At 62.9% G+C, this 19790-nt stretch carries 21 protein-coding genes; 11 read left to right on the top strand and 10 right to left on the bottom strand.

Going from position 1 to position 19790, the window contains the following annotated elements; genetic code table 11:
- Window positions 1-86 precede the first annotated feature (86 nt).
- On the bottom strand, window positions 87-1277 hold the full coding sequence (locus V1286_RS15810) for a UbiH/UbiF family hydroxylase (protein ID WP_334480838.1): 1191 nt from the start codon (window positions 1275-1277) through the stop codon (window positions 87-89).
- Between the two features lie 134 nt (window positions 1278-1411).
- Here V1286_RS15810 and pcsA point away from each other — a divergent pair, with 134 nt between their 5' ends.
- The 3 genes from pcsA to V1286_RS15795 all read left to right on the top strand — a co-directional run bounded on the left by pcsA (window position 1412) and on the right by V1286_RS15795 (window position 3937).
- Window positions 1412-2146 (top strand): phosphatidylcholine synthase, encoded by a 735-nt coding sequence (pcsA, locus tag V1286_RS15805; RefSeq protein ID WP_334480837.1) that lies wholly within the window; start codon window positions 1412-1414, stop codon window positions 2144-2146.
- Window positions 2143-2868 (top strand): TerC family protein, encoded by a 726-nt coding sequence (locus tag V1286_RS15800; protein WP_334480835.1) that lies wholly within the window; start codon window positions 2143-2145, stop codon window positions 2866-2868. Before pcsA ends, V1286_RS15800 begins: the two co-directional genes overlap by 4 nt.
- Window positions 2869-2962: 94 nt before the next feature.
- Window positions 2963-3937, top strand: a complete 975-nt coding sequence (locus tag V1286_RS15795) for a quinone oxidoreductase family protein (RefSeq protein WP_334480834.1) — start codon at window positions 2963-2965, stop codon at window positions 3935-3937.
- Window positions 3938-3996: 59 nt separating this feature from the next.
- Here the strand turns inward: V1286_RS15795 and V1286_RS15790 are convergent, their stop codons facing one another.
- The 5 genes from V1286_RS15790 to V1286_RS15775 form a co-directional block, all read right to left on the bottom strand.
- Window positions 3997-5193 carry an acetylornithine transaminase gene (locus V1286_RS15790; RefSeq protein WP_334480833.1) on the bottom strand — a complete coding sequence of 399 codons (1197 nt, stop codon included), beginning with the start codon at window positions 5191-5193 and terminating at the stop codon, window positions 3997-3999.
- A gap of 261 nt (window positions 5194-5454) precedes the next feature.
- Window positions 5455-5631 (bottom strand): PaaI family thioesterase, encoded by a 177-nt coding sequence (locus tag V1286_RS38910; protein WP_417021259.1) that lies wholly within the window; start codon window positions 5629-5631, stop codon window positions 5455-5457.
- Complete coding sequence (locus V1286_RS15785) at window positions 5558-5905, bottom strand: PaaI family thioesterase (RefSeq protein ID WP_334480831.1); 348 nt, start codon at window positions 5903-5905, stop codon at window positions 5558-5560. The genes V1286_RS38910 and V1286_RS15785 overlap by 74 nt, the downstream gene beginning before the upstream one ends.
- Window positions 5906-5920: 15 nt before the next feature.
- Window positions 5921-7240 (bottom strand): 30S ribosomal protein S12 methylthiotransferase RimO, encoded by a 1320-nt coding sequence (rimO, locus tag V1286_RS15780; RefSeq protein ID WP_334480829.1) that lies wholly within the window; start codon window positions 7238-7240, stop codon window positions 5921-5923.
- 77 nt (window positions 7241-7317) lie between these two features.
- Window positions 7318-7782, bottom strand: coding sequence for a hypothetical protein (locus tag V1286_RS15775; RefSeq protein ID WP_334480827.1), 465 nt, complete (start codon window positions 7780-7782; stop codon window positions 7318-7320).
- A 218-nt stretch (window positions 7783-8000) separates the two neighbouring features.
- Here V1286_RS15775 and V1286_RS15770 point away from each other — a divergent pair, with 218 nt between their 5' ends.
- From V1286_RS15770 to V1286_RS15745, 6 genes are all read left to right on the top strand, one after another.
- Window positions 8001-8591 (top strand): ANTAR domain-containing response regulator, encoded by a 591-nt coding sequence (locus V1286_RS15770; protein WP_057852587.1) that lies wholly within the window; start codon window positions 8001-8003, stop codon window positions 8589-8591.
- Window positions 8588-9754 carry a CmpA/NrtA family ABC transporter substrate-binding protein gene (locus tag V1286_RS15765; RefSeq protein WP_334480826.1) on the top strand — a complete coding sequence of 389 codons (1167 nt, stop codon included), beginning with the start codon at window positions 8588-8590 and terminating at the stop codon, window positions 9752-9754. The genes V1286_RS15770 and V1286_RS15765 overlap by 4 nt, the downstream gene beginning before the upstream one ends.
- A gap of 355 nt (window positions 9755-10109) precedes the next feature.
- Window positions 10110-11909, top strand: a complete 1800-nt coding sequence (locus tag V1286_RS15760; protein WP_334480825.1) for a NirA family protein — start codon at window positions 10110-10112, stop codon at window positions 11907-11909.
- Window positions 11906-13492 (top strand): sulfite reductase subunit alpha, encoded by a 1587-nt coding sequence (locus V1286_RS15755; RefSeq protein ID WP_334480823.1) that lies wholly within the window; start codon window positions 11906-11908, stop codon window positions 13490-13492. Before V1286_RS15760 ends, V1286_RS15755 begins: the two co-directional genes overlap by 4 nt.
- Window positions 13493-13817: 325 nt before the next feature.
- The gene (locus tag V1286_RS15750; protein WP_334480821.1) at window positions 13818-14891 is read left to right on the top strand and encodes a serine hydrolase; all 1074 of its coding nucleotides are present in this window, start codon (window positions 13818-13820) and stop codon (window positions 14889-14891) included.
- Window positions 14892-15070: 179 nt separating this feature from the next.
- On the top strand, window positions 15071-15220 hold the full coding sequence (locus V1286_RS15745) for a hypothetical protein (RefSeq protein ID WP_334480820.1): 150 nt from the start codon (window positions 15071-15073) through the stop codon (window positions 15218-15220).
- A 3-nt stretch (window positions 15221-15223) separates the two neighbouring features.
- Here V1286_RS15745 and V1286_RS15740 read toward each other — a convergent pair whose 3' ends face one another.
- Genes V1286_RS15740 through pxpB form a run of 3 tightly spaced genes read right to left on the bottom strand, consistent with a single transcriptional unit; the run spans window position 15224 to window position 17813 of the window.
- Window positions 15224-15994 (bottom strand): LamB/YcsF family protein, encoded by a 771-nt coding sequence (locus V1286_RS15740; protein WP_108522421.1) that lies wholly within the window; start codon window positions 15992-15994, stop codon window positions 15224-15226.
- A gap of 35 nt (window positions 15995-16029) precedes the next feature.
- A complete protein-coding gene (locus V1286_RS15735) occupies window positions 16030-17085 on the bottom strand; it encodes a 5-oxoprolinase subunit C family protein (RefSeq protein ID WP_334480817.1) in 1056 nt (351 codons plus the stop codon).
- Window positions 17082-17813: a 5-oxoprolinase subunit PxpB gene (gene pxpB, locus V1286_RS15730; protein ID WP_334480815.1), complete on the bottom strand. Its 732-nt coding sequence runs from the start codon at window positions 17811-17813 to the stop codon at window positions 17082-17084. The genes V1286_RS15735 and pxpB overlap by 4 nt, the downstream gene beginning before the upstream one ends.
- Window positions 17814-18040: 227 nt before the next feature.
- Here pxpB and V1286_RS15725 point away from each other — a divergent pair, with 227 nt between their 5' ends.
- On the top strand, window positions 18041-18739 hold the full coding sequence (locus V1286_RS15725; RefSeq protein ID WP_108522424.1) for a ribonuclease activity regulator RraA: 699 nt from the start codon (window positions 18041-18043) through the stop codon (window positions 18737-18739).
- A gap of 138 nt (window positions 18740-18877) precedes the next feature.
- Window positions 18878-19282 carry a (R)-mandelonitrile lyase gene (locus V1286_RS15720; RefSeq protein WP_334480812.1) on the top strand — a complete coding sequence of 135 codons (405 nt, stop codon included), beginning with the start codon at window positions 18878-18880 and terminating at the stop codon, window positions 19280-19282.
- 12 nt (window positions 19283-19294) lie between these two features.
- Here V1286_RS15720 and V1286_RS15715 read toward each other — a convergent pair whose 3' ends face one another.
- Window positions 19295-19672, bottom strand: coding sequence for a hypothetical protein (locus V1286_RS15715; protein ID WP_334480811.1), 378 nt, complete (start codon window positions 19670-19672; stop codon window positions 19295-19297).
- Window positions 19673-19790 lie beyond the last annotated feature (118 nt).

Here is a 19790-nt window from a genome sequence, read left to right as displayed (position 1 = left end):
TGCTCGAGACACAAAATCGCGAAAACAACCCCATGCAAAGTAGAACAGGGCTCGGCTCGCAGCACTCACGCCGCTGGCGTCCGGCTCTAGCTGACGCGCTTCCAGGTCGGCGCCAGCCCCTCGCGCATCGCGAGCCGCCGCAGCGGGCCAAATGAGCCAAGAAGGTGCATGCCCACCGCGCGCAGCGATTGCATGGGCAGGAAGTCGCTGAGCAGTGAGCGATTGGCGACATCGATGGCAATCAGCCGGCTTGCGACGTCGGCGCGGCGGGCGGACTGATACCGCGCCAGCACCGCCGGCGATCCCGGATCTTCCCCGAGCGAGATCGCGCTGCCTGCGATGTCGGCGATATCGGCCGCATCGCGCAATCCCATGTTGAGGCCCTGCGCGCCGATCGGCGGCACCACATGGGCGGATTCGCCGACCAGCGCGACGCGATGGCTGGCGAATTGGTCGGGACGCTCGATCGTCAGCGGAAAGATGTTGCGGCCGGCTTCAACCTGGACGCGGCCGAGAATGGAGTGCGACTGCGTTTCCGCGGCCTCCGACAATTCGTCGTCGCTGAGCGACATCAGCCGCTCGGCTTCCCTGGTCGCCGAGACCCACACCACGCTGCAGCGGTTGCCGGGCAGGGGCACGAATACGCACGGACCTTGCGCGGTGTGAAATTCGGTGGAGATGCCGTTGTGCGGCCGCGAATGGGTGATGTTGAAGGTCAGCGCCGACTGATGCAGGTCGCGGCGGCTGATCCCGATTCCGGCCGCCTCGCGGGAAGGCGATTGCCGCCCGTCGGCGCCGATCACCAGCCGCGCGGTGAGTTGCTCGCCCTTGCCGGTATGGATGGTGACGACCGCGTCCTGCGGATCGATCGTTGCCGCCTCATCGTCAAATCGGGTCAGGTTCGAAAGCCCGGCGGCGCGCTCTTCGAGGGCGACCATCAGCGAGCGGTTGTCGATGTTGTAGCCGAACTGTTCGAGACCGATCTCGTCCGAGGTGAAGCGCACCTCGGGCGCGCGGATCAGCCGGCCGGTGTCGTCGACGAGGCGCATGGTCCGCAAGGCGGCGGCCTTGTCGCGGCAGCGGGGCCAGACCTCCAGACGTTCGAGTAGGTCGGTGGAAGCCCCGAGCAGCGCCGTGGTGCGGTTGTCGGCATAGGGGACGCGGCGGGCGAGCAGCGCGACCTTCGCGCCGGTCGCGGCCAGCGCGATGGCCGCGGTCAATCCCGCCGGGCCGCCGCCGATCACGGCGGCGTCATAAACTTGCGATGCATCGTTCATATTGGGACAATTGACGTTCGGAGCGGCATTTTCAAGCCATCAACTGGCCGAAATGTTTCCGCCCAATCGCGCGGCGGAACGCCGCAAGCGCCGATATGCAAATCGGAGCGATTCCTGATAGCACTGCCGGAGCAATGGACCAGACAACCGAGCCAGATTCCGCACCCACGACCAGCCGAATGCGGACCGCAGCATTCGCCGTGCATCTCTTCACGGCAATGGGCGCGGGCATCGCGTTGCTGGCGATGCTGGAGGCCGTGCGCGAACACTGGGCCAACATGTTCGGCTGGCTTGGCGTCGCCTTGGTCATCGATGCGATCGATGGCCCGCTGGCGCGAAAACTGGAGGTCGTTCGGTTACAGCCGAACTGGTCGGGCGAGGTGCTCGATCTCGTCGTCGATTACGTGACCTACGTCTTCGTGCCCGCCTATGCCATCACCGCGAGCGGGATGCTGCTGCCGGTGGCGGCGCCAATTCTCGGCATCGGCATTATGGTGTCGGGTGCGCTTTATTTTGCGGACAAGCGCATGAAGGCGTCAGACAATCATTTCCGCGGCTTTCCCGCGCTATGGAACGTCGCGGCGTTTTATTTGTTCTTGTTGCACTTGCCGCCTGCGCTTTCCAGCCTCGGCATCGCAGTCCTGATCGCGCTGACATTCGCGCCGTTTCATGTATTGCATCCGATCCGGGTGGTGCGTCTGCGCTGGCTGACCCTGTGGCTGATGGCCGTCGGAGCCGTGCTGGCGGTCTATACGCTCTTCCGCGATTTCGACGTGGGCGCTCCCGTCGTCGCCGGGCTTTGCGCCATCGCGGCTTACGTAATAGGAAGTGACGCCGTGATCCGGCAAATCAAGTCGTTCAAGGCATGATGGAATTATTGACGAGCCCGGAAGCCTGGGCGGCGCTGTTGACCTTGACGGCGCTGGAAATCGTGCTCGGCATCGATAACGTCATTTTCATTTCGGTGATCGTGTCGCGCATTCCTCCCGCGCAGGCCAAACGCGCACGCCAGATCGGTCTGCTTCTTGCGCTGGTGTTTCGCATCATACTGCTCAGCGTGCTGGTGTGGCTGATCGGCCTGACGGAGCCCGTCGTCACCGTGAGAAACGTCGAGTTTTCGTGGCGCGACATCATCCTGATAGGCGGCGGGGCGTTCCTGATTGCCAAGGCGACGCATGAAATACATGGCGAGGTCGAGGCCGGCGACGCCGAACCTGATGGCGAACCAAAGGCCAGCGCATTTTTCTGGGTGATCGTTCAGATCATCGTCATCGACATGGTGTTTTCGCTGGACTCGATTATCACCGCGATCGGCATGGCGCAGGATCTCGAAATCATGATCGCGGCCGTCGTGATCGCGTGCATCGTCATGTACGTCTCGTCGGGCCCGGTGGCGCGGTTTGTGGCAAATCATCCGACCACAAAAATGCTGGCGCTGGCGTTCCTGGTGCTGATTGGCGTGGCGCTGGTCGCGGACGGTTTCCAATTCCATATCCCGCGCGGCTACATCTATTTTGCCATGTTGTTCGCGGCCGCCGTAGAACTGTTCAATGTGCTCGCCAGGCGCAATCGCAGGAAGGCCGCCCGGTAGCCGGTTTCGGCCGGTGAGTTGACATCCGGGCGGCGATGGCTTTCGTTTCGCTTTCGAGTTGGGTACTTCAGGAAATACCGAGGGAGAGACTGTCATGACCAAGGCCGTGCGCGTGCACAAGGTGGGGGGTCCGGAAGCCCTGGTGTATGAGGACGTGGACGTGCCGGCGCCGGGACCGGGCGAGGTCCGTATCCGTCAGCATGCCGTCGGCCTGAATTTCATCGACGTCTACTTCCGCACCGGCCTCTACAAGGCGCCGGGCCTGCCGTTCATCGCCGGAAACGAAGCCGCGGGCGAGGTGGTGGCGGTCGGGACGGGTGTCACCAATTTTCATCCCGGCGATCGCGTCGCTTACTATTTCACGCTTGGCGGCTACGCCAGCGAGCGGGTGATCCCGGCGGACAAGCTGGTCAAGCTGCCCGACCACATCACCTACGAGCAGGGCGCCGTCTTGATGCTCAAGGGGCTGACGGTCTGGTACCTCCTGCACAAGACCTTCAAGGTCGAACCCGGCCATCGTGTGCTGATCCATGCCGCCGCCGGCGGCATTGGGCTGCTCGCCTGCCAGTGGGCAAAGGCGCTCGGCGCGCATGTGATCGGTACCGTGGGCTCCAAGCCAAAAGCCGACCTCGCGCTCGCGAATGGCTGCGACCACGTCATCCTCTACAATGAGGAGGACTTCGTGGCGCGGGTCAAACAGATCAGCCGCAACGAACTCTGCGATGTCGTCTATGACGGCGTCGGCAAGACCACTTTCCCGGGCTCGCTGTCGTGTCTGCGGCCCCGCGGCCTGTTCGTGAGCTTTGGCAACGCCTCCGGCCCGGTGCCGCCGTTTCCGCTCACCGAACTCAACAATCACGGCTCGCTGTTCGCGACGCGGCCGAAGCTTAACGACTACGTCTCTACCCGCAAGGAACTGCTCGAAGGCGCCGACACGCTGTTTGCCGCGGTCATCAATGGCAAGCTCCACGTGCCGATCAATCATGCCTACGCGCTGAAGGACGCAGCGAAGGCACATACCGAGCTCGAGAGCAGGGCGACGACGGGGGCTGCGATTTTTAGGCCGTAGGTCTCGGCCCGCCATTCCGGGGCGATGCGAAGCATCGAACCCGGAATGACGTAAAGAGGCTAAGCCACCCGCCTTGCCGCGCCCGCCTTCACCAAAATCGCGTCAAGGCAATCGATCATCAGCGATATCTCCTCGCGCGTGACGTTGAGCGCCGGCATGAAGCGCAGCGCATCGGGCTGCGGCGAGTTGATGAGCACGCCGTCCGCAAGCGCCTCGGCCACGATCGCGGCACCGATCGGCAGTTTCAAGTCGAGCGCCAGCAACAGTCCGCGGCCGCGCACCTCGCCGAGACCATGGCGCGCCGACAGTTTCTGCAACTCGCTTTCCAGGAAAAGGCCGGCATCCGTCACCGCTTTCAGGAATTCCGGTTTTGAGACCTCCTCAAGCACGGCAAGCCCTGCGGCGCACATCAAGGGATTGCCGTTGAACGTGCCGCCCTGGTCGCCATGCTCGAAGCACGACGCATGCGCGGTCGCGAGCAGGGCCGCGAGCGGCACGCCGCCGCCGATGCCCTTGCCGAGGGTCATGATGTCGGGATCGATATCGGCATGTTCGTAGTGGAACAGTTTTCCGGTCCGGCCCATACCGGTCTGGATCTCGTCGACGATCAGGAGCATGCCGTGCTCCTTGGTCAGCGAGCGCAACTCTTGCAGGAATTGATCGGTCGCCGGCCAGACGCCGGCTTCGCCCTGGATCGGCTCCAGCATCACCGCGACCGTGTTATCGGAGATCAGCGCCTTCACTGAATCGAGGTCGTTGAGCTTAGCCTTGCGGAAGCCCGATACTTTCGGCTCGAACAGCGGCTCGAACGCCTTCTTGCCCGATGCCGACATGGTCGCGAGCGTGCGGCCATGAAAGCCGCCTTCGAAGGAGATGATTTCGAACGCGCCGTTCTTGTATTTCGCGCCGTATTTCCGCGCGAGCTTGATGGCGCCCTCATTGGCCTCCGCGCCTGAATTGGCGAAGAACACCTTATCGAAGCAGCTTTTCTCCACCAGCGCTTTCGCCAGCTTGAGGCTGGGACCGTTGTAGAAGGCGGGGCTTGGCGTCAGCAGCAGCTTGGCCTGCGCCGCGAGCGCTTCCGCAATGGCAGGCGGCGAATGGCCGAGCGCGTTGACGGCCCAACCCTGCACGAAGTCGAGATAGCGCTTGCGGGAATCGTCCCAGAGATAGGAGCCCGCACCGCGGACGAACACCACCGGCGGGCGAGCGGTAATCTCCATCAGCGCATCGAACGGATGGGTAGCGTCAGTCATGTCGATCTCCTCAGGGGTTTGGGGAAGGGGCAGGCCGAAACGCAAGAAGGCCGCACTTTTGAGGGTGCGGCCTTCTCGAAAACGTTGCTGAACTAGTTAATCAGCGTTGTCGTCGGACACGGCGCAACCCATCGTCGCTGGAGCGACGACGCAGGCAGGCGCGGCGGTTGGTCCGGTTCAGTTTCATGGCGCAGGGCCATACAGCTTGATAGTAGTGGATGTCAAGGGCTTGCGAAATTGTCCGCCCCTCCCAGTTGAAATCTAAGACCGGGTCTTGCGCTCGCGAACGCGCAGTTCGGCCCTGGCCGTAGCGACTATCTGGCCTTCGCTGTCAGTGAGTTCAGCCATCACTTCAGCCGAGCGCTCATCTTGATGTATAAGGCGCGCCGTCGCAATCATCACTCCCAATGCCGCGGGCTTCAGGAAGCTCGTATCCAGGCGGGTCGTTACGGCCGTCAGATGAGGGCAGCCTAGCCATGACCGCGTTGCCCGTTGCGGAGTCGAGCATCGCCGCCAACATACCGCCCTGCACGGTGCCATGGCGGTTGGCGAATTCCTTTTTTGCCGTAAATCGAAGTTTCACTTCACCAGAATGCGGATCTACAGAGACGATCTCCCGACCAAGAAGGTGGGCGGCTGGCGGTACTTCCTTCAAGTGATCCGACATCTGGTCGCCCCCATGCCACACCGCGACGCGATCCGTCGTGATCATCTTCAGAAGCTGGCTTCAGAACCCCGCGACGCTGCCGTGCAGATCGTACTGGTCGGCGCGCTCGATCTTCGCCGTGACGATCTCGCCGACCTTCAGCGGGCGACGGCTGGAGAGGTAGACGGCGCCGTCAATCTGCGGCGCGTCGGCCTTTGAACGTCCCTTGGCGACGGTCGGGCCGACCTCATCGACGATGATCTGCTGCCTGGTGCCGACGTTGCGCTTCAGACGCCGCGCGGAGATTTTCTGCTGCCGCGCCATCAGCGCATTCCAGCGCTCCTGCTTGATCTCGTCGGGTACGGCGCTGCCGATCGCGTTGGAAGCTGCCCCCGCCACCGGCTCGTATTTGAAGCAGCCGAGACGATCGATCTCGGCCTCTTCGAGCCAGTCGAGCAAATACGCAAAATCGGAATCGGTTTCGCCGGGGAAGCCGACGATGAAGGTCGAGCGCAGCGTCAAATCAGGACATTCCTCGCGCCACTTCTGGATCCGCGCCAGTGTCTTTTCCTGCGCTGCGGGACGCTTCATGGCCCGCAGCACGTCCGGGCTTGCGTGCTGAAAGGGGATATCGAGATAGGGCAGAATCTTGCCCTCGGTCATCAGGCCGATGACCTCGTCGACATGCGGGTAGGGGTAGACATATTGCAGCCGCACCCAAGCGCCGAGTTCGCCGAGTTCCTTGGCGAGGTCGAAGAATTTGGCGCGGACCTGGCGGTCCTTCCAGGGGCTGTCGGCATATTTGATGTCGACGCCATAGGCCGAAGTGTCCTGCGAGATGACGAGCAGTTCCTTGACGCCGGCACTGACCAGCCTTTCCGCCTCGCGCAGCACGTCATTGGCCGGGCGCGACACCAGGTCGCCGCGCAGCTTTGGAATGATGCAGAAGCTGCAGCGGTTGTTGCAGCCCTCGGAAATCTTCAGATAGGCGTAGTGCCGCGGCGTGAGCTTGACGCCTTGCGGCGGCACCAGATCGAGATGCGGGTTATGAACCGGCGGCAGGGCCCGGTGCACCGCCTCCAGCACGCTCTCATATTGCTGCGGGCCGGTGATCGACAACACGCCGGGATACGCCGCCTCGATCTGCTCGGGTTCCGCGCCCATGCAGCCGGTGACGATGACCTTGCCGTTCTCGGCCATCGCCTCGCCGATGGCGCCGAGCGATTCCTGCTTGGCGCTGTCGAGGAAGCCGCAGGTGTTGACGATGACGATGTCGGCGCCGTCATGCTTGCGGGCCAGCTCATAGCCTTCGGCGCGCAGCCGGGTGATAATGCGCTCGGAATCCACCAGCGCCTTTGGGCAGCCGAGGGATGTGAATGATATACGCGGCGCTCGTTCCATTTATCGGCTCATAGATAAGTGTAAATAGTCAAGGTATTTGCAAGCTAGTTTTAATAGCAGGATCGCGGACGGCTAGATCATGTAAGAGCGTAATTAGAATATTGCCCGGTGCCGTCAGGAAAATGGATCTCCCAAATTTCGTGCCCGGTAAAGTTAAAGGCTTGCAGCTTCGTGCTTTCACCGAACACCAAAGTTAGATCCGCCGTCTCACTATCGAATTGCACACCGTTGCAGACTTGTCTCTGCAACCGATTGGATACTTCTTCCTTCGCATCGATTGGTGCGGGAAGGCCGTATTTCTTTTGATGATCGAAGCTACTCAACGATGCGCGCCCGTCTTGGATTAGACGCCAGTACTGGGCTTTCAATACGGTGCCATCGGAAAATCTAATCACGATGGCCGCCGTTCCCTCCGCGTCAGGGATATCGTCGGCGATTACCGAGACGCTGACATTTCTCAGTCTGGCCAGACTCTGTTCGAAAGACTTCGTCACTGACGCTCCAACCTGCCATACAGGGCCAGCACTTTCATAGGATGCCATCGGCCGGCGCTGTTCCTTGGAGGACTTGGCTCAAGAGTTTACATTCTCTGTCTCAGGGGCACCCAAGCGAAACAAAGCTGACTTTGGGCGCGGCGGCCTGTTGCATATTTAATCTGCCTGATTGATATGCACGAGCTAGTCCCAATTGCCCATAATTACAAGGCTTTGCGGGGGCTTTTGACGTGCTATGGATACCCTGCCGGGTTAAGAGTTGATCCATGAGCGCTGAGTCGTCGCCGAAAATCGTCATTGTCGACGAAAGCCCGATCCGGGCCGCGATCCTGGAAGAGGGATTGCGGGAGGCGGGCTTTACCGGCGTCGTGCATATCAGCGAAATGCAGAGCCTGCTGGCGCGGATTTATGCGCTCGACCCCGACGTCATCCTGATCGACCTGGAAAACCCCAGCCGCGACGTTCTGGAACAGATGTTCCAGGTCAGCCGCGCGGTGCGGCGGCCGATCGCCATGTTCGTCGACCAGAGCGATGCGGCCTCGATCCAGGCCTCCGTCGATGCCGGCGTTTCCGCCTATATCGTCGATGGCCTGAAGAAGGAGCGGATCAAACCGATCCTCGACCTCTGCATCTCCCGCTTCAACGCCTTCTCGAAGCTGCAGGACGAGCTCGACCGCACCAAGTCCGCGCTCGAAGAGCGCAAGGTGATCGACCGTGCCAAGGGAATCCTGATGAAGGTGAAGGGCCTCACCGAAGACGAGGCCTACGTACTCATGCGCTCCACGGCGATGCGCGAGAAAAAGAAAATCGGCGAGATCGCGCAGTCGATCCTGACCGCCTCGGAGCTGTTGAAATGACCACACCGCTGCATATCGGTTTCATTCCGCTGGTCGACGCCGCCGCGCTGATCATCGCCGTCGACAAGGGCTTTGCGGCCGCCGAAGGGCTCGATGTCACGCTGGTGCGGGAGGTGTCGTGGTCGAATGTCCGTGACAAGCTCAATATCGGCCTGTTCGACGCGGCGCATTTGCTGGCGCCGGTAGCGATTGCGTCGAGTCTCGGGCTTGGACACGTCAAGGTGCCAATCGTGGCGCCATTCAATCTGGGCCTCAACGGCAATGCGATCACGGTATCACCGGCGCTGCATGCGGCGATCATGGGCGAGCTCGAGGGCGACGCCATCGATCCCATGGCCACCGCTCTGGCGCTCGCGCGCGTCGTCGCCAACAGGCGCAAGAGCGGCGCGGAACCGCTGACTTTTGGCATGACGTTCCCGTTCTCCACCCACAATTACCAGCTTCGGTTCTGGATGGCGGCGGGCGGGGTCGATCCCGACGAGGACGTTCGCCTGGTGGTGCTGCCGCCGCCCTACATGGTGGACAGCCTCGCCAACGGGCATGTCGATGCGTTTTGCGTCGGCGCGCCCTGGAACTCGGTCGCGGTCGATCTCGGCGTCGGCCACATCCTGCATTTCGTCTCGGACATCCTGGTCCGTGCGGCCGAGAAGGTTCTCGCAGTCAGGCAAAGCTGGTCGGAAAAGAATGCGGACGTGCTGGCTGCCCTGGTCCGGGCGGCTTCCCACGCTGCCGAATATATCGAGGATCCCGGAAACCGCGCCGAGACCGCGCATGTCCTGGCGCGGCCCGACCGGATCGGCGTCGGCGCCGAGGTGATCCAGCGCACCCTCGACGGCCGGCTGAAGATTTCACCCGACGGCCAGCGGCGCGAGAGCGGCCGCTATCTTCTGGTCGGGCGCGAGGGCGCGGGCCGTCCCGATCCCGCGCAGGCCGCCTGGCTCTATGCGCAGATGGTGCGCTGGGGTCAGACGGCGATGCGGCCGGAGGCGCTGCGAACCGCCATGGGCGTCTTCAGGCCGGACCTCTACGACGCCGCCAAGGGGCATCAGGGCAAGCCCCCTGGCGCTTCTGACGCGATCGGCGCCTTTGCCGGTCCGGCGTTCGACCCCGGCGACATCGCCGGCCATCTGGCGGCTTTCAAAATTGGGCATTGGAAACCTTGAGCCGGGCCTACTGAAGCAATATTAGGCAAAAGTCGTATCCGCTTAATTGCTAGGCAATTTGCACGCGGCACGGCAATGAAGAAGACTTCATAGTTTCGAGGTCGTCCTCGGAACAGTTTGAAATACCAACATATTCTTTTTGAACCCGACTGGCACGCAACTTGTATGTTGCAGTGCGGTCGGCTCGTCGCTGAAGCCTGCTGACCTACGTCCAAGATGGATTTCCGCAGCAACGAAGCTGGTCGGACCGCATAGCAAAATCACAGCCCGGCGACGCGCCGGGCCGATTTTCCTGGCGGTCTATCCCCATTCGTTGATGCCACCCCTCGTGGCCGCAGGAGCTTCGTCGCGCACCATGAAGATCGAAACCCTCACAGTCGATTTTACCGACGAGCAGAAACGCTACCTCGAAGGCTTCACTACCGGTCTGCAGATCAGCCGGGTCGGGCGCGGCCTTGGCGGCAACGCCGGTAGGGCGAATACTGAGCCGACCGGACCGGATGCTGCGCATATCAAGGCGCAGGACAAGGTCACAGCCGCCGGCAAGAAGCTCGCCGACCAGGAAAAATTCAAGCGCGAGGAGCATCCGTTCGATGCCTATCCCCGGCTGAAGCAGCAAGCGCTCGACAATGCGCCACCGAACCCTGCGGATAATTTCCGCTGGCGCTATTACGGCCTGTTTTATGTGGCGCCGGCGCAGGATTCCTACATGTGCCGCTTACGGATCCCGAACGGCATCCTGAAGCACTGGCAGTTTTCGGGTCTTGCCGATCTCGCCGAAAAACTGTGCGGACCGTTTTGCCACGTCACCACGCGGGCCAATCTGCAGGTGCGCGAGATTCCGCCGAAGCACGCGGTGGCGTTGATCGAAGGCATTCAGGACCTTGGCCTGTGTTCGCGCGGCACCGGCGCCGACAACATCCGCAACGTCACGGGGACGCCGACGGCGGGGATCGATCCGCAGGAACTGTTGGATACCCGCGAATATGCGCGGGAGTGGCACTACCACATCCTCAACGATCGCTCGCTGTACGGGCTGCCGCGCAAGTTCAACGTCGCCTTCGACGGAGCCGGCAAGATCGCCGTGCTGGAGGACACCAACGACATCGCGTTTTCCGCGGTCGAGGTGAAGGACGGTTTCGGTGTCGATCCCGGCGTCTGGTTTCGCCTGGGGCTCGGCGGCATCACCGGCCACAGGGATTTTGCCAAATATGGCGACATCATCGTCAAGCCGGCCGATGCGACAAAAGTGTCTGACGCCATCGTGCGCATCTTCATCGATCTCGGCGACCGCACCAACCGCAACAAGGCCCGGTTGAAATACGTGCTCGACGACATGGGGCACGACAAGTTTCTCGCACTGGTCGAGGAGCGGCTCGGCAAACCCTTCACCCGCGTACCGCCGGAAGCGCTCGCCCCGCGGCCGGCTTTCGATCGCATGGCGCATATCGGGGTGCACAGGCAGAAGCAGGAGGGATTGAACTGGATTGGCGTGTCGCTGCCGCTCGGCAAAGTCACCTGCGATCAGATGCGCGGGCTGGCCAGGATCGCGCAGGACCTCGGCGACGGCGATATCCGGCTGACGGTCTGGCAGAACCTGCTGATCCCGGGGGTGCGCGACGGGAACGTCGAACTGGCGATCGCCGCGATCAGGAAGATCGGATTGGCGGTCGAAGCCTCGCAAATTCGCGCCGGGCTGATCGCCTGCACCGGCAATGCCGGATGCCGGTTTGCAGCGTCGAATACCAAGCGCCATGCCGCCGAGATCGGCGACTGGTGCGAACCGCGCGTCAACATCGACACGCCGCTCAACATCCACGTCACCGGCTGCCATCATTCCTGCGCGCAGCACTACATCAGCGATATCGGACTGATCGCCGCCAAGGTGGATGTCGGCGAGGATGTCGATCCGGTCGAGGGCTATCATTTGTTCACCGGCGGCGGCTTTGGTCCGGATGCTGATGTCGGGCAGGAGGTCTATCACGACCTCAAGGCCGAGGATGCGCCGAAGACGGTCGAGCGACTGCTGAAGGCCTATCTCGCGCATCGCGTTTCGCCCGAAGAAACTTTCCTGACGTTCGCGCGCCGCCATGACGGCGAGACGCTGCGCAAGCTCGCCGACGCCCAGGTCACAGACGCTCAGGTGTCCTCATGAACCAGATCACGCCTCCACCGAAGATCGAGATCATCCCGTCCAGTGCGCCGTTCTCCGAAGCGCAGCGCTCGTGGCTGAACGGCTTCTTCGCCGGACTTCTGTCAGATGCGACGCCGCTGTCGGCGGAGCAGGGCGCGGCCGTGATGCTGGGCTCGGCCGGTGATGGCGATGACGGCGAAGCGCCCTGGCACGACCAGACCATGCCGATGGCCGACCGCATGAAGCTCGCGGAAGGCCGCCCGCTGCGGCGGCGCATGATGGCGGCGATGGCGCAGCAGGATTGCGGGCAGTGTGGCTACGATTGTCATAACTATTCGGAAGCTATCGCGAGCAAGAGCGAGGCGCGCCTCAACCTTTGCGTCCCCGGCGGCAAGGAAACCGCGCGGATGCTGAAGGCGCTCTATGAGGAGATCGACAAGGCGCCGGCCACGCCTTCAGCGGCACCGGCTGCGCCCGCGGTCGTGGCCGAGCCCGGACGGTCGCGCGACAATCCGATCGCGGCGACCTTCCTTTCGCGTCGCCTCCTCAACAAGAAGGGTTCGGAGAAGGAGACCTGGCACATCGAGTTCGATCTGTCCGGCTGCGGGCTCGATTATGTGGTCGGCGATTCCTTCGGCATCTTCGCGCGCAACGATGTCGGGCTGGTCGACCAGATCATCGCGCTGCTCGGCGCCTCCCACACCACCAAGGTCAATGGCAAGACGCTGCGGGAAGTCCTGATCGACGACGTCTCGCTGTCGCCGGCGCCGGACTCGCTGTTCGAGCTGATCTCCTTCATCACGGGTGGGACCACCCGCGAGAAGGCGAGGGCGCTGGCGCAGGGCGAGGACCCCGATGGTGACGCGGCGACGCTCGACGTGATGGCAGTGCTGCAGAAATTCTCTGGCGTGCGCCCGCACCCCGAGGCCTTTGTCGAGGCGCTCGAGCCGCTGCAGCCGCGGCTCTATTCGATCTCGTCGTCGCACAATGCGACGCCCGGAAAGCTGTCGCTGACGGTCGACTGCGTGCGCTACATGATCAACAAGCGCAAACGCTTAGGGTTGGCTTCGACCTTCCTCGCCGAACGCATCAATCCCGGCGATGAGCTGAAGGTCTATGTGCAGAAAGCCCATGGCTTCGCGCTGCCGCAGGATCCCAAGGTTCCGATCATCATGATCGGGCCCGGCACCGGCGTGGCGCCGTTCCGCGCCTTCCTGCTCGACCGCCGCGCCACCGGCGCGCCGGGCAAGAACTGGCTGTTCTTCGGCCATCAGCGCAGCGACTGCGATTTCTTCTATGCCGACGAACTCAATGCCTTGAAGACGTCGGGCCTGCTGACGCGGTTGTCGCTGGCGTGGTCGCGCGACGGCGACAAGAAGTTCTATGTGCAGGACCGCATGCGCGAGGTCGGCCGCGAATTGTGGACCTGGCTTGCCGAGGGCGCCAACATCTATGTCTGCGGCGACGCCAAGCGGATGGCCAAGGACGTCGAGCGGGCCCTGGTCGATATCGTCGCGCAGTTCGGCGCCCGAACCACCGACGAGGCCGTCAGCTTTGTCGGGGAACTCAAGAAGCAGGGCCGGTTCCAGCAGGACGTTTACTAGGGAGTTGACGCAAGCTGAACGAATGTGAGGCGTCAGCGCCTGGTTCCCAGAGTATCCGGATTGTGATTTCGGTTGCCTCGCCAACGCTCATACGTGTCTTGGCCGAGACCAAGCAGCGATAATAACAATGTCGAAGGAAACCCCACGATCGACATGCTGTTGTTTGATGGCGCGCTTGTGTCAATCGCTGGCTCACTCGACCGGCGATCCAGCGCTGGTTATCTCATGATGCCTGTCGGATTGTGATATGAGATCATGGTGCTCCTCGTTCACCGCGGGCTTGGCCCTTCTGTTCGTCCTCCTGCCCAGTCCGGCGCGCGTGGCCATGACAGACCTGGACTCACGGGTTCAGGACATTATGGCGGAAAATTTCGCGCCTGTGGTGACGGCCAATGATGCCGGCGGGCTCGCATCCGCCGTGTACGTCGCGGGCCACGTCCAGTTCTTCAACTACGGTCTCGCCGATCAAGCCGGCAAGCGGCCGATCACACCGGACACGCTGTTCAACATAGCGTCCGTGCGCAAGGTGTTTGAGGCTGCACTGGTCGCGCTCGGAACGCTGCGCGGCGAAATAAGTCTGGACGATCCGGTCAACAAGTACGTCACCGAATTGAACGGCGACTATATTCGTCGGGTCACGATTGGTGAGCTTGCGACCCATACTTCCGGCCTCTTGCTGGCGACGGATCACCCACCATGGCCCAACGAGTCATACTCGTTGGGCCAATTTCTCGACATCCTCAACGCCTGGACGCCGCAGGCGGGCGAACAGCCGGGCAAACAACGCATCTACACGCATGCCGGTTACGTGCTGCTGCAGCTGGCGCTTGAGCGTCGGTATGGGGTTCCAATAGGTCAGCTCATTGAAAGTCGGATCCTGAGGCCGCTAGGGATGAGTTCGACGCTGCTTCCCGAACGTGGACCGGACAACCGTGCCGTCATGCGTCCTGAATTCATGCAGCGCGTCGTCCAGGGCTATTCCGATGACGGCATGCCAATCGGTCCGCCGGGCGACCAGCACAGCTATTATGATTTCCCTGGGAGCGGGCAGATGTTCTCGTCGGCGCGGGATCTCGCCATTTTTCTCACCGCCTGCCTCGACGGTAGAGCGGTGGATCCGCAGTTGCGCGAAGCGCTGCAGATGACTCAGCGTGAAATGTTCCGTTTCAACGAGAAATTCGGACAAGCGATGGCGTGGGAGAATGTCGACGTGGACGGAGTAGGCGTCGTTGACAAACCGGGCGGGCTCAACAACGCGTCGGCCTATGTCGGACTTGTACCGGATCACAAGGTCGGCGTGATTCTGCTCGCGAACCGTGGCGACTTTGGGCATGAAATCGCCCGCGACCGTGTGCTTCCGGCACTGTCGCGATTGGAACCGAACCTGCCAGCTCACTGATTTGGGTTCCGGCTAGCTCAAATCGGCCCGAATAAAATTCTCGCTCTGGTCGGGGAGAGGGGAATTTTCCCCTCGAAATGGAGCGCGCCGAAGCGCCCGCATCGCTATTTCCGCGGATATCTTGAATTCGGACGCAAACGATATTCCATATGCAGTCCATGCCGCGTTGGAGATCGATCATGCGCGAACTATCGGCGGAAGCCCGCCTGCACCTTTACGCACGCTCGGTGTCCCGCCGTTCCGGCACCGGCTATACCGCCGCGCTCTACAGCGCGTTCGCGCTCATTGCCGCCATCGTGTTCGGCACGCTCTCGGTTCATCCGTTCTAGGAATTAAATTATCGTCTTGAACGGCGCGACCGCGATCCCTGCATCCTTCAACGCCTGACGCACCGCGCGCGCGATGTCGACCGCGCCGGCCGTATCGCCGTGAATGCACACGGTGTCGGTGCGCATCTTGATCACCTTGCCGGTGACTGACACCACCGCGCCGTCCTGCACCATCCGCACCACGCGGTCGGCGATCGCCTTCGCATCGTGCAATACCGCGCCGGGCTTCTTGCGCGACACCAGCGAGCCATTGTCTTCATAGGCGCGGTCGGCAAAGACCTCGTGCACCATCGGCAGGTTGGCGGCTTCGCCCGCCTGCACCAGCTTGGAATTGGCGAGCACCACGAAAATCAGATTGGGATCGACCGCCTTGATGCCGTTGGCGATGGCCTTCGCGGTCATGTCGTCCTCACAGGCGACGTTGGAGAGCGCGCCATGCGCTTTCACGTGGGTCACCTTGTGGCCGGCTGCGGTCGCAATCGCCTGCAACGCGCCGATCTGGTAGGCGATGAGGTTCTCGATCTCCGACGACTTCAAGCCGGGGATCGGCCGCCGGCCGAAGCCGTGCAGGTCGCGATACCCGGGATGCGCGCCGACACTGACGCCGCGCGCTTTCGCCAGTTCAACCGTGCGACGCATGATGTCGGCGTCGCCGGCATGAAAGCCGCAGGCGACGTTCACCGAGGTCGCCAGCTCGATCATGGCGGCGTCGTTGCCCATTTCCCACGCGCCAAATCCTTCGCCGAGATCGCAATTGAGGTCGATGGTTGTCATGGTGTTGATCCGCTTCTCGTGAGTGGATTGGGTGATCAGTCCGGGCCGGATATGTCGGCCAGAGAGACGGCGTGCCAGGTTCCGGCATCGACGGCGCTGACGGCGTGGCCCGCGACATTGGCATCGTGCAGCGCATCGATGTTGAGATCAACGCTTTCGATAGCCCGCAGCCGCTCGGGCAGGGTGCGCAACAACTCGGCAAATTTTCGCGCTTCCGCCTGCGCTTCCGCCATGCTGACGGCCCGGAAGCGAAAGGCGCGCCCGGCCGGGATCTGCGCAAACCGTCCGAAGTCGGCCGAAATCACCGCCGCGATCTTGGGATAGCCGCCGCTGGTGCCGCGATCGCGCATCAGTACGATCGGCTGGCCGTTGCCGGGCACCTGCAGGCTGCCGTTGACGGTACCGTCGGAAACGATGTTGTGGCCGTGGAGATGTCTGAGTACCGGGCCTTCGAGCCGGTAGCCCATGCGGTCGCTGGTCGCGGAAATCTTCCATTCGCTGTCGAGAAGCAGGTTTTTGGTCTCGTCGGCGAATTCGTCATCCTGTGGACCCCACACCACGCGGATCGGCGCGTCGGTTGCCGCGGGCAGCTCGATCCGCCGCTCCGGCGCACCGCTGGCCACCTTTGTCTGCAGTTCGTCGCCGGCTTGCAGGGGGCGCGGATAAGGGCTGCCGAGGCCCGCGCGCGCGTTAACGGCGAGGCTGCCGAACATCGGCTCGCCGGCAATGCCGCCTTCGACCGCGAGATAGCTGAACGAGCCGCCGCGGGCAAAACCGAGCGTCAGCGTCTCGCCATCGGCGAGGGTTGCGGACGTATCCGACGCCACGGCACGGCCGGCGATATCGGCATTGCGCGGGGCTCCCGCCAGCGCGACGCGCACCGCGCCGCCGCGTGCGGTGAACCTTGCTCCGAACGGGCCGACCTCGACAGCCGCCGTGAACGGTTCATTGCCGGCCAGCGTATTCGCGGCCGCCAGCGCCAGCCGATCCATCGCCCCGCTCGGCACCAGGCCGTAACGCTGCGCGCCGGGACGTCCGCCGTCCTGTACCGAACTTGCCGGGCCGATCGATGCAATGACGAGCTTGCTCATGAGGCGATCTGCTCGGCAATGAATTCGCCGGCTTCGGCGGCGCGATCCTGCTCCGCAAAAGTCTTGGCATCGACCGCCGTAAAGGTGACGTTGTCGCCGGGCTCCAGCAGGAAGATCGGATCGCGATGCAGCTGATAGGTGCGGACGGCCGTTTGTCCCAGCAGGTGCCAGCCGCTCGGGCCGGCGAGGCACTGCACGCCGGTCTGTACGCCACCGATTGAGATGGTGCCGGCCGGCGTCAGCAAACGCGGGTTCTGCCGCCGCGGCATGTGCAGGGAGTCCGTGAGCCCGCTGAGATAGGACCAGCCGGGCGTAAAGCCGATCATGGCTACCCGGTAGTCGCCGGCGACATGCCGCGCCACGATCTCGTCGGGCGTCGTGTTGAGGGTTTTTGCGACATCCTCGAGGTCGATGCCGTGCTCGCCGCCATAGACCACCGGAATGCGCCAGCGCCGGGTCTTTGTCGTTGCCGGTACCGGCCGCTGCGCGAGTGTGAGAATCTTTTCGCCAAGCTTGTCGAAATCGATCAACACGGGATCGTAATGCACCAGCAGCGAGCGATAGGTCGGCACCGTCTCGGTGACGCCCGTCACCGGCTCGGCGGCCATCGCACGGTCGAGCGCCAATACGCGCCGGTTGGCGGCATCGTCGATGTTGCGGCTGAATTCCACCGTGATGGCGCTGTCGCCACTCGGCAAAAGGCGGGGCGGGGGAAGCGTCGCGGCCATGGCCTCTAAACTGTCTCGCAGCTTCTGTGCTGCGCCTCCACCTCTAGCGTGTTTTGGACGCGAGTGGAATTCGCTTCGCGCGAAATCAGCCAGTAAGTTCAATAAATTAATCTGCATGCCGACGATAAGATGTTGTGATCGCGCTTCTTTCGCCGAGCCCTTGACGTGACATCCGCGCTTCGCAAGATGCGCTACCTTTCACCCATCCTCCGGAGCCTGCATTCCAGATGTCCCTGTCCCCCGAAGCCCTCGCAACCCTGTCCGGCGTATCCACCGCCACCATCACCACCGTGCTGCTCAAGAAGGGCCTGCGAAACGTCTGGATGCGCGGCACCAAGCCGCTGCGGCCCGGGCAGCCGCGGCTGGTCGGACCGGCCTTTACGCTGCGCTTCGTGCCCGCGCGCGAAGATCTGGCAACGCCGGAATCCTGGTCGTCGCCGATTTCGACCCGCACTGCGATTGAAGCGATGCCGAAAGGTTGCATCACCGTGGTCGACGCCATGGGCGTCACCGACGCCGGCATCTTCGGCGACATTCTCTGTGCGCGCATGGTCAAGCGCGGCGTGGCCGCGCTGATCACCGATGGCGTGGTGCGCGACGTCGAAGGCGTGCTCGGTACCAATTTGCCCGTGTGGTGCGACGGCTTTGCGGCGCCGCCTTCGGTGGCCGGGCTGACCTTCGTCGGCTGGGGTGAGCCGATCGGCTGTGGCGGGGTCGCGGTATTCCCCAACGACATCGTCGTCGCCGACCAGGACGGCGCGGTCCTGATCCCGCAGGCGCTGCTCGACCATGTGCTGGCCGAAGGGCCGGAGCAGGAACGGATGGAAGCCTGGATCGTCAACGAGGTGAACAACGGCGCGGCATTGCCCGGCCTCTATCCGATGAACGCCGAGACCAAGGCGCGCTACGCGGCCAGCAAGAAATAACTATGTGTAGGGTGGGCTAAGCGAAGCGAGCCCACCGTCTATCGCAGTATCCAGCCCCGGGTTGGTGGGCACGGCGCGAAGAGCGCCTTTGCCCACCCTACAAGATCAAACACAAGTCCAGAAAAAGGAGACAACTCCATGGATATCCATCTCGCGGGTTCCCGGCCGACGCGCCGGGCGCCGCCGGAATATTTCACCGGCACGGTGCTGCAGGATCCGATCATCCAGACCGAGGCGCCGGCACGGCTGGCCTCGACGCGCGTCTCCTTTGAGCCGGGCGCGCGCACGGCCTGGCACACGCATCCGCTGGGCCAGACGCTCTATGTCATCTCAGGGGTCGGACGGGTGCAGGCCAAAGGCGGACCGATCAGGGAAATTCGCCCCGGTGATGTCGTCTGGATTCCGCCCGGTGAGAAGCACTGGCATGGCGCTTCGCCGACCAACGCCATGACTCACATTGCCATGCAGGAAGCGGCCGACGGCAGCTACGTCACCTGGATGGAGCACGTGACCGACGCGGAGTATTCCGAGAAGCTCGGCTAAACTGCTGTCGCTTCACACGCGTTGCGCGGTCCAGGTGCCGGAGCACAGGGCTGCGCGCCATGTGCCCGATCCCGACGTGGCCGTGAGAACGCCGGAACCGACCGCGCGCTTCATGCCGCTCGCCAGGGTCACATGGATGGCGCCCGCTTCGGCCACGCGGCCGGACGCCGTTACAGTCGCGCTGTTCGAGGCGACCTGGCCGTTGTTGATTCCGATCGAGACCGACGCGCCGCTGTTGCAGGCGGCGTTCGACGAGGTGATCTGCACATTCCAGGCGCCGTCGAACGTCGCGGCCGCGGATGGTGTCGCAAAGCCCAGTGCAGCAATCAGCGAAGTGGCTACCAGAGATTTCCGAGACGTTACCATGACGTGCCCTTTTGGTTTGGACACGATCATGGTCTCACAGCGGTTCCATGACGACTGTGACTGTCATCACGGGCTAATTCTCAGTGAAAAGCGGGCGCAGTGAAAAGCCCCGCGTTGCGGCGGGGCTTCCAGTTGAATGCGC

The organism is Bradyrhizobium algeriense (assembly GCF_036924595.1).
In the GTDB taxonomy this organism is placed as follows: domain Bacteria; phylum Pseudomonadota; class Alphaproteobacteria; order Rhizobiales; family Xanthobacteraceae; genus Bradyrhizobium; species Bradyrhizobium algeriense.
The sequence above is the reverse complement of the archived record's forward strand: the minus strand, read 5'-3'. Positions and strand labels throughout refer to the sequence as shown.

Excerpts from the sequence above, each read along its gene's own strand:
- V1286_RS15740 (WP_108522421.1), bottom strand. The coding sequence starts at position 15,994 with ATGACAACCATCGACCTCAATTGCGATCTCGGCGAAGGATTTGGCGCG.
- pcsA (WP_334480837.1), top strand. The coding sequence starts at position 1,412 with ATGGACCAGACAACCGAGCCAGATTCCGCACCCACGACCAGCCGAATG.
- V1286_RS15800 (WP_334480835.1), top strand. The coding sequence starts at position 2,143 with ATGATGGAATTATTGACGAGCCCGGAAGCCTGGGCGGCGCTGTTGACC.
- V1286_RS15790 (WP_334480833.1), bottom strand. The coding sequence starts at position 5,193 with ATGACTGACGCTACCCATCCGTTCGATGCGCTGATGGAGATTACCGCT.
- pxpB (WP_334480815.1), bottom strand. The coding sequence starts at position 17,813 with ATGGCCGCGACGCTTCCCCCGCCCCGCCTTTTGCCGAGTGGCGACAGC.
- V1286_RS15745 (WP_334480820.1), top strand. The coding sequence starts at position 15,071 with ATGCGCGAACTATCGGCGGAAGCCCGCCTGCACCTTTACGCACGCTCG.
- V1286_RS15735 (WP_334480817.1), bottom strand. The coding sequence starts at position 17,085 with ATGAGCAAGCTCGTCATTGCATCGATCGGCCCGGCAAGTTCGGTACAG.
- V1286_RS15725 (WP_108522424.1), top strand. The coding sequence starts at position 18,041 with ATGTCCCTGTCCCCCGAAGCCCTCGCAACCCTGTCCGGCGTATCCACC.
- rimO (WP_334480829.1), bottom strand. The coding sequence starts at position 7,240 with ATGGAACGAGCGCCGCGTATATCATTCACATCCCTCGGCTGCCCAAAG.
- V1286_RS15720 (WP_334480812.1), top strand. The coding sequence starts at position 18,878 with ATGGATATCCATCTCGCGGGTTCCCGGCCGACGCGCCGGGCGCCGCCG.
- V1286_RS15795 (WP_334480834.1), top strand. The coding sequence starts at position 2,963 with ATGACCAAGGCCGTGCGCGTGCACAAGGTGGGGGGTCCGGAAGCCCTG.
- V1286_RS15750 (WP_334480821.1), top strand. The coding sequence starts at position 13,818 with ATGACAGACCTGGACTCACGGGTTCAGGACATTATGGCGGAAAATTTC.
- V1286_RS15785 (WP_334480831.1), bottom strand. The coding sequence starts at position 5,905 with ATGATCACGACGGATCGCGTCGCGGTGTGGCATGGGGGCGACCAGATG.
- V1286_RS15765 (WP_334480826.1), top strand. The coding sequence starts at position 8,588 with ATGACCACACCGCTGCATATCGGTTTCATTCCGCTGGTCGACGCCGCC.
- V1286_RS15755 (WP_334480823.1), top strand. The coding sequence starts at position 11,906 with ATGAACCAGATCACGCCTCCACCGAAGATCGAGATCATCCCGTCCAGT.
- V1286_RS15775 (WP_334480827.1), bottom strand. The coding sequence starts at position 7,782 with ATGGCATCCTATGAAAGTGCTGGCCCTGTATGGCAGGTTGGAGCGTCA.
- V1286_RS15760 (WP_334480825.1), top strand. The coding sequence starts at position 10,110 with ATGAAGATCGAAACCCTCACAGTCGATTTTACCGACGAGCAGAAACGC.
- V1286_RS15770 (WP_057852587.1), top strand. The coding sequence starts at position 8,001 with ATGAGCGCTGAGTCGTCGCCGAAAATCGTCATTGTCGACGAAAGCCCG.
- V1286_RS15810 (WP_334480838.1), bottom strand. The coding sequence starts at position 1,277 with ATGAACGATGCATCGCAAGTTTATGACGCCGCCGTGATCGGCGGCGGC.